This window comes from Desulfosporosinus sp. OT (assembly GCF_000224515.1).
Taxonomy (GTDB): Bacteria; Bacillota; Desulfitobacteriia; order Desulfitobacteriales; family Desulfitobacteriaceae; genus Desulfosporosinus.
In genome coordinates, this window is the sequence record NZ_AGAF01000145.1 from 1 (window position 1) to 6,058 (window position 6,058).

Annotated in this window: 2 protein-coding genes; both read right to left on the reverse strand. The window is 51.2% G+C overall.

Annotation, left to right across the window (positions count from 1 at the left end; translation table 11 throughout):
• Positions 1-1,448: glutamate synthase subunit beta (locus DOT_RS13095; RefSeq protein WP_009619413.1), on the reverse strand; the 1,448-nt coding region annotated here is incomplete at its 3' end.
• Positions 1,449-1,484: 36 nt separating this feature from the next.
• Positions 1,485-6,041, reverse strand: a complete 4,557-nt coding sequence (gltB, locus tag DOT_RS13100) for a glutamate synthase large subunit (protein WP_009619417.1) — start codon at positions 6,039-6,041, stop codon at positions 1,485-1,487.
• Positions 6,042-6,058 lie beyond the last annotated feature (17 nt).

A 6,058-nucleotide genomic window follows, 5' to 3' on the forward strand; every position in this document is an offset into this window, starting at 1 on the left:
ACTTCCCTGGCAGCCAGTTTTCCTTCCTGGATAGCCCAAACAATGAGGCTCTGCCCTCGTCTCATGTCGCCTGCGGTGAAGACTTTCTCGACATTGGTCTCGAAAACTTCATACGCTGCTTGGACATTGCTCCGGGGATCTCTCTCCAGCTTAAGCTCATTGGGGATCGTATCTTCAGGACCTAAAAATCCCATGGCTAGTAACACTAGGTCTGCTGGCCATACTTTTTCGCTGCCCGGAACGTCTTGCGGCACCCTTCTTCCGGCGGCGTTCTCTACCCAGGTGACTTCGACAGTATGAACTTCTTTGACTTCACCTTGCTCATTTCCTACGATCTTTTTGGTGGCGATGAGGTAATTTCTGGGATCCTGGCCATAGAGGCTGATCGCTTCTTCCTGACCGTAGTCTACTTTAAGTTTGAGCGGCCATTCCGGCCAGGGATTGGTTTCTTCGTTTCTTTTTTCCGGTGGTTTCGGCATGATTTCAAACTGGTTGACGCTTTGACAGCCATGCCGTATTGATGTGGCGACACAGTCTGTTCCGGTATCGCCTCCGCCGATGATGATCACGTTTTTGCCTTGGGCGTTTATATACTTCCCGTTCTCGAGACTTGAGTCTAAGAGACTTTGGGTCGTAGCTTTTAGGAAATCGACGGCAAAGTGAACTCCTTTAAGCTCGTTTCCTTCAACCTCCAGTCCCCGGGGCTTTGTTGCTCCTGCGCACAGGATGACTGCGTCATAGGTATCGATGAGTTCTTGAGTGGGGATGTCCCGACCGACTTCGGTCTTCAGGATGAATTGGATTCCGGAGGCTTTCATCAGCTCGATGCGTCGTTCCACGATTCGTTTTTCGAGCTTCATGGAGGGAATCCCGTACATCATCAGACCTCCGGCCCGATCGTTTCGTTCGTAGATGGTTACGTCATGTCCTACGGCCTTTAAATAATAGGCTGCGGACATTCCTGCTGGGCCGGAACCGACGACCGCTACTTTTTTGCCGGTTGCTTTGGCTTTTTTCGGGACGACCCAGCCTTCGGCAAAGGCTTTTTCGATGATCTCATATTCGAGGCTGTTGATGGCCACGGACTCCATGATATGGCCTTCAGTACAGGACCCTTCACAGGGTGCTGGGCAGACTCGGCCTGTGAATTCGGGGAAGGGGTTGGTTCGGATCAGTCGTTTGTAGGCGTCTTCCCATTGGCCTTTGTATACGAGTTCATTCCATTCGGGGATAAGATTTTGTACGGGGCATCCTGCTGCCATGCCGTTGAGTAGGACGCTGCCGTGGCAAAAGGGTATGCCGCAGTTCATACATCTTGCACCTTGGGTTTTTATGACGTCAGGGTCCTGTGGGAGCCTCAGTTCGTTCCAGTCGTTGATTCGTTCCTTTGCAGGACGTTTCTGCGGGTTGACTCGTTCATACTCTAAAAATCCCGTTGCTTTTCCCATTGTAAGTCCCACCTTAATTTGCTATTGTCTTGTTCCTTAGTTTTTAAAATGCTCTTCGAACGCGACCATTAACGCTTCGTCGCCGTTTAAGCCTGCCTTGTGAGCCTTATCAATGTTTGCCAGCATCCGTTTGTAGTCTTTGGGAATGATTTTGGTGAATCTTAGCGAAGAGCTTTTCCAGTCTTCAAGGACCGTCTTGCCAAAGGGGCTGCCGGTATGCTCCACATGCTTGCTGATCATGGCCTTGATTTCATTCAGTTCGTCTGCTTCCATGGTTTCCAGTAACACCATGGATTTGTTGCAATAGATTTCGTCAAAGTCCAGTATATAGGCGACTCCGCCGGACATTCCTGCGGCAAAGTTTCGGCCTGTTTTGCCGAGGATCACTACTTTACCGCCGGTCATATATTCACAGCCGTGGTCCCCTACGCCTTCCACGACGGCTTTGACGCCGCTGTTTCTTACGCAGAATCGTTCGCCGGCGATGCCGTTGATATAGGCTTCGCCTGAGGTGGCCCCGTAAAAGGCCACATTGCCAATCAGGATGTTTTGCTTGGGATCAAAGTCGGAGACCTTGGGCGGATAAACGACGATTTTACCGCCGGAGAGACCTTTGCCTAAATAATCGTTGGCGTCGCCTTCGAGTTCGAGGGACATGCCTTGGGGTATGAAGGCTCCAAAGCTTTGTCCGGCTGAGCCGACAAAGGTTAGCTTGATGGTGTCTTCGGGCAGTCCTTCTTTGCCATATCGCTTGGATATTTCGCTTCCGACGATGGTTCCCACGACTCGATCCACGTTATTGATTTTTAGTTTCGCTCGGATCGATTTCCGGTTTTCCAGGGCGGGCTGACACATTCTCAAAAGTTTTTTAATATCGAGCGATTTTTCGAGCATATGGTTTTGGGCTTGAGTTTTGAAGCGACTGACATCGGCGCCGGCATACGGTTGATACAGAATCTGTGACAGGTCGAGGCTTGAGGCCTTCCAATGTTTGACGTGTTCTTTAGGTTTCACTCGGTCGGTGCGTCCGACCATTTCATTGACGGTTCTAAAGCCGAGCTTGGCCATGATTTCTCGCAATTCTTGAGCGACAAAGCGCATGAAGTTTTCGACATACTCGGGTTTACCGGTAAAGTTCTTGCGTAAGGTTTTATTTTGGGTGGCGATCCCTACCGGACAGGTGTTGAGGTTGCAGACTCTCATCATGACACATCCTATGGCGATGAGAGGGGTGGTTGAGAAGCCGAATTCTTCGGCGCCCAGCATGGCCGCTATGGCGACATCTCGTCCTGATAGCAGTTTGCCATCGGTTTCGACCACGACTCGGTCTCTTAGTTTGTTGAGGACGAGGGTTTGATGGGTCTCGGCGAGTCCTAATTCCCAGGGGAGGCCGGCATTTCGGATGCTGGTGCTGGGTGAGGCTCCGGTCCCGCCGTCATAGCCACTGATCAGGATGAGGTCGGCTTTTCCTTTGGCTACACCGGCGGCGATGGTTCCAACGCCGACTTCGGATACCAGCTTGACGCTGATTCGCGCGTCTTTGTTGGCATTCTTTAGGTCATGGATGAGTTCGGCTAAATCTTCAATGGAATAGATGTCGTGATGCGGCGGGGGAGATATGAGGTCGACGCCGGGGGTTGAATGCCGTACGCGGGCAATTTCGGGATACACTTTACGTCCGGGTAGTTGGCCTCCTTCGCCGGGTTTGGCACCCTGAGCCATTTTGATCTGGATTTCTTTGGCATTGACCAAGTAGTTGCTGGTTACGCCAAATCGTCCTGAAGCGACTTGTTTGATGGCACTGTTTTTCGTGTCTCCGTTCGGCAGGACGCTAAAGCGCTCGGAATCTTCGCCGCCTTCACCGGTGTTGCTCTTGCCGCCCAGTCGGTTCATGGCGATGGCCAGACATTCGTGGGCTTCTTTGCTGATGGAGCCGTAGGACATGGCTCCGGTTTTGAATCGTTTGACGATTGAGTCTACCGTTTCGACGTCTTCGATGGGGATCATGTCGCCTAGGACATACTTGAAATCGAGTAGGTTCCTTAGCGTGCAGAGTTCGCCGTTGATTTTGTTGGAGTACTCTTTGTAGAGGGCGTAATTTCCTTCTCGGCAGGCTTTTTGCAGCATGTAGATGCTTTCGGGATTGTAGAGATGGCGTTCCCCGCCTTCTTTGCACTGGAAGTATCCACCCACTTCCAGGGTGTCGGTATACAGGGAGTTTTCCTGATAGGCACTTTCATGCCGCATCTGATTTTCTCGGGCAATCTCTTCGAGGCCTATTCCGTCGATTCGGGAGGGGGTCAACGTGAAATACTTAGCGATGAGATCGTTTCCCAGGCCGACGGCTTCAAAGATTTGGGCTCCGTGATAGCTACGTACGGTCGATATGCCCATTTTGGTCAGCACTTTCAGGATGCCTTTGACGGAGGCTTTGATGTAGTTCGTTTTGGCTTCTGGATAGGTGAGTCCCTCGAGCATCTCGTTTTGGGCGAGATCTTTAATGGTCTCATAGGCTAAATACGGATTGATGGCGGTGACGCCATAACCGATCAGGGTGCAGAAGTGGTGGACTTCTCTGGGTTCGCCCGATTCCAGCACGATTCCGAGGTTGGTTCGGATTTCTTGGCGGATGAGGTGTTGATGGAGCCCCGAGGAGGCTAAGAGGGCGGGGATGGCTGCGAGTTTTTCGTTGACGCCTCGGTCTGAGAGAATGATGATATTAGCGCCTGCGCTGATGGCTTGATCAGCTTCTTTGAAGACTCTCTCTAAGGCCTTTTCCATCGCTTTGGCCCCTTCGGCGACGTTATACAGGATGGATAGGGTCACGGTTTTAAATTGGTCGTTGTTGAGATGCTTTAGGGTGGTCAGTTGTTCATTGGTCAGGATGGGATGGTCCAAGGCGACACTGGCTGATTTGCGTTGGTCGGGATCCAGCAGGTTTCCGGTATCTCCGAGGAGGATGCTGCTGGAGGTGATGAGTTCTTCTCGTATTCCGTCGATGGGGGGATTGGTGACTTGGGCAAACAGCTGTTTGAAGTAGAGGTACAGCATCTGGGGGTTTTCGGATAAGACCGCGAGCGGTGAATCCATTCCCATGGCTCCAATGGGATCGACGCCTTGGGTTACCATCGGTTGGATGGTTTTTGTGATGTCCTCGTAGGTATAGCCAAAGGCTTTTTGCTGCTTTATGAGTTCTTCGGTTAGTTCCTCTTCGGGTGCGTTCAGGGCAGGGAGATCGCTGAGAGGGACGATATGCCGGGTATTCCATTCGGCATAGGGATGCATGATGGATACGCTTTTCTTGAGTTCTTCATCGGAGATGATTCTCTGGGCTTTGGTATCGATCAGCAACATTTTGCCCGGTTCCAGGCGGCCTTTGTAGAGGACATTTTCAGGTTTGATGTCCATGACGCCGACTTCGGAGGCTAAGACGACTTTGTCATCTTTGGTGACATAATACCGTGAGGGGCGCAGTCCGTTTCGGTCGAGGACTCCGCCGATGACGTCTCCGTCCGAGAAGGCCATGGCTGCCGGGCCATCCCACGGTTCCATTAAGAAGTCATGGAATTGGTAGAAGTCCTTTTTCTCTTTGGACATCAGGTCATTCTTTTCCCAAGGTTCCGGGATCATCATCATGACGGCATGCGGTAAGGATCTGCCGGTGAGGTGCAGAAATTCCAAGCTGTTGTCAAACATCGCTGAGTCGCTCCCGGTTTCGTCGACGATGGGATAGACTTTGCTGAGATCCTCAAAGAGCGGTGAATCGATGCATTTCTGGCGCGCTTTCATCCAGTTGACGTTGCCTCGGATGGTATTGATCTCGCCGTTATGAACGATGTAGCGGTTCGGATGCGCTCGCTCCCAGCTGGGGAAGGTGTTGGTGCTGAACCGGGAGTGCACCATGGCCAGGGCGGAGGTGAAATCGAGATCGGCTAGGTCGAGGTAGAAATTTCTCAGCTGTTCGGCTGTGAGCATGCCTTTATAGACGATGGTCTTGGAGGACAGGCTGGCGATATAGAAGGTGCCTCCCTTGTCTTGGGACATCGGTACGATGAGTTTTTCGGCTCGTTTTCGGATAATATAAAGCGTTCGTTCAAAGTCCATTTCATCCTTCAGGCTCGGATTTTTCCCGATAAAAACTTGGATGAAGCGCGGCATGACGGCTTTGGCGCCTTCCCCGATGATCGTCTTATCGATCGGTACTTCTCTCCAGCCTAAGACGGTCTGACCTTCCTCTTCAACAATTTTTTCGAAGGTTTCCATTTGTGTTTTTCGGAACTCGTCATACTTGTGGGCGAAGACCATCCCTACGCCATAGCTGCCTTTTTCCGGCAACGCAAACCCCAGGACTTCGCATTCTCGTTTGAAGAATTCGTGGGGTATTTGGATCAGTATTCCCGCACCGTCTCCGGTATTTTCATCGGCTCCGCTTGCTCCTCTGTGGTTTAAGTTTTCCAGTACCGTTAAGGCTTCGTCAATAATGTCATGAGACTTCTCTCCCTTGATATTAACAACAAACCCCATACCACACGCATCATGTTCTAAGGCTGGATCGTAAAGTCCTTGTTTCTTTGGTAAACCATAACTTTGCATATTACACACCCTTTATT

Excerpts from the sequence above, each read along its gene's own strand:
- gltB (WP_009619417.1), bottom strand. The coding sequence starts at position 6,041 with ATGCAAAGTTATGGTTTACCAAAGAAACAAGGACTTTACGATCCAGCC.